The sequence below is a fragment of the Mesorhizobium sp. M7A.F.Ca.CA.004.04.2.1 genome (assembly GCF_004022825.1).
Lineage (GTDB): Bacteria > Pseudomonadota > Alphaproteobacteria > Rhizobiales > Rhizobiaceae > Mesorhizobium.
This window is the reverse complement of the sequence record NZ_RZPH01000916.1, coordinates 1-2,449: the sequence shown is the minus strand read 5'-3', so window position 1 is coordinate 2,449 and position 2,449 is coordinate 1. Positions and strand designations below refer to the sequence as shown.

Annotated in this window: 3 protein-coding genes; all 3 read right to left on the bottom strand. The window is 65.7% G+C overall.

The annotated features are described in order from the left end of the window. Positions 1 to 163: SDR family NAD(P)-dependent oxidoreductase (locus EN893_RS29130; RefSeq protein WP_128361989.1), on the bottom strand; the 163-nt coding region annotated here is incomplete at its 3' end. Positions 164 to 185: 22 nt separating this feature from the next. Next, complete coding sequence (locus EN893_RS29125) at positions 186 to 1,445, bottom strand: sugar ABC transporter permease (RefSeq protein ID WP_127272382.1); 1,260 nt, start codon at positions 1,443 to 1,445, stop codon at positions 186 to 188. After that, positions 1,442 to 2,281, bottom strand: a complete 840-nt coding sequence (locus EN893_RS29120; protein WP_127270008.1) for an ATP-binding cassette domain-containing protein — start codon at positions 2,279 to 2,281, stop codon at positions 1,442 to 1,444. The genes EN893_RS29125 and EN893_RS29120 overlap by 4 nt, the downstream gene beginning before the upstream one ends. Positions 2,282 to 2,449: the final 168 nt, after the last annotated feature.

Here is a 2,449-nt window from a genome sequence, read left to right as displayed (position 1 = left end):
CCTTGGGGCCGAGTTCGGCGCACAGTTTGTTCAGCGTCGCCTCGGCGCGGTCGACCAGCACCACGGTGGCGCCGGCCGCCAGCATATGCCTGGCGCATTCGAGGCCGATGCCTGATGCCGCGCCGGTGACGGCGGCAACTTTTCCGGACAGTTCTTCGCTCATGTCTTGCTTCCTGTTGATGGGTTCAGGCCCGGCCATGGGAGACACGCGAGCGGCGTGCCAGCGAGTCGACGATGACCGCGATGGCAAGCACGGCGCCGGTGATCATGTACCGAAGCGACGAGGACAGATCGAGCAGCGTCAGGCCGCTGGCGATCGACTGGATGACGATGATGCCGAGCAGCGCCGAATACGCACTGCCGCGACCGCCGAACAGGCTGGTGCCGCCGATGACGGCTGCCGCGATGGCGTTGAGGTTGACGTCGCCGGTGCCGGCCTGCTGGCTGGCCGAGGCCAGGCGGGCCGCCGACAGCACGCCGCCGAAAGCGGCCAGCATCGAGCACAGCACGAAGGCGCTCGAATAGATCAGCCGCACATTGATGCCGGCGCGCCTTGCCGCCTCGCGGTTACCGCCGACCGCCGACATCGAGCGGCCCCATTTGGTCCGCGTCAGCGCGTAATGCATCGATATGACCAGGCCGACGAACAGGCCGAACATCCACGGAATGCCGCGCGCCTGGTTGAGATAGAAGACGATGAGTTCGAGAATGACCGTGATCACCACCGCCCGTATAACCAGGCCGCCGGTCGACGGCGCCGACAGATTGGCGGCGCGGCGGCGCGTAACGGTGCGCAGGCCGGTGACCAGCATGACGATGCCGGGCACGGCCGCCAGGGCGAACGAAACAAATTTCGGCATCATCAGCAGCTGGCCGAAATTCACCAGGTTCGAGCCGTAGGGCAGATTGATCGAGCCGGTCGAGCCGAGAATGTAGAGCTGCAGGCCAAGCACCGCCAGCAGACCGGCCAGCGTCGAGACGAAGCTCGGCATGCCCAGCCGGTTGAACAGCAGCGCGTAGAGTGCGCCGATAAAGCCGCCGACGGCGACAGCGGCCAGAATGGCGAGCGCCACCGGCCAGCCCTGGTTGACCCACAGCGTGCCGACCATCGCCGAGGCAAAGCCGCTGATCGAACCGACAGACAGGTCGATTTCGCCGACCATCAAGACGCAGACGATGCCGAGCGCGATGACGCCCACGGTGGAGCAATCGAACAGCAGATTGACCAGATTGCTTGATGATAGGAAGATCGGGTTGATGCTGGCAAACACCGTCCAGATGATGACCAGCCCGACGATCACCGGCAGCGAGCCGAGATCGCCCGAGCGGACCCGGTCGAAGAACCTGCGGATGGCGCCGCCGATCCCCGCCTCATGCTTGACGCGCACGTCGGCGCGGTCGAGCTGCGGCGGCACGGGGGCCGTCTGTTGCACGTCGCGGCTCATGGGCGTGGCTCCTGCGTTTGATCCTGTCGCGCCATTTGAGTCTGCTGGGTTTGGCGCCGCTCGGCGCGCCGCGACACCGAATTGTTCGACGCGCCGGTGATGGCGCTGACCAGTTCCTGGTTCGAGGCGTCGGGCGAGAAGATGCCATTGTTGCGGCCAAGCCGCAGCACGACGATGCGGTCGGCGACGGCGCGCACGTCTTCCATATTGTGGCTGATGATGACGACGCCGAGACCGCGGTCGCGCACCCGCTCGATCAGGTTGAGGACTTCCGCCGTCTGCGCCACGCCAAGTGCCGCCGTCGGCTCGTCGAGCAGGATGAGCTTGGGTTCGAGCAGCAGCGAGCGGGCGATCGCCACCGTCTGGCGCTGGCCGCCCGACAGCGAAGCGACCACTTCGCGCACGCTTGGGATGCGCGCCGATAGCTCGTTGAGCAGCGTCCAGGCGCGCACTTCCATCGCCACCTCGTCCAGCCGCAGCGGGTTGAGCTCACGACCGAGAAAGATGTTGGCGACGATGTCGAGGTTCTCGCACAGCGCCAGGTCCTGGAACACGGTGGCTATGCCGAGCGTCAGCGCCGCACTTGGATCTGCAAGCGTCACCTGCTTGCCGCGAAAACTTATCGTGCCTGAGCTCGGCTGATGCACGCCGGCCAGGATCTTGACCAGGGTCGACTTGCCGGCGCCATTGTCGCCGACCAGCGCCACCACCTCGCCGGCATGGACATCGAGATCGATGTCGGTGAGCGCCGAAACGGCGCCGAAATTCTTCGAAACGCCGCGCAGGCTGAGCACCAGCTCGCCTGCCGGAACCGGTTCGTCCGGGGTATCGATCATGCCAGGAAGCCTTTCAAAACCGGTTCAAAAATGTCGGATGAGCGCTGCCTGGCCACCGCGCGGTGGCCAGGCAGCGGAGCGGGCAAGGGTCGCGGTCAGTTCCCGATGCCCAGCTTCTTGCAGCCTTCCGCGTAACGATCGACGCAGAGTTCGGCCGCGGTGTTGATC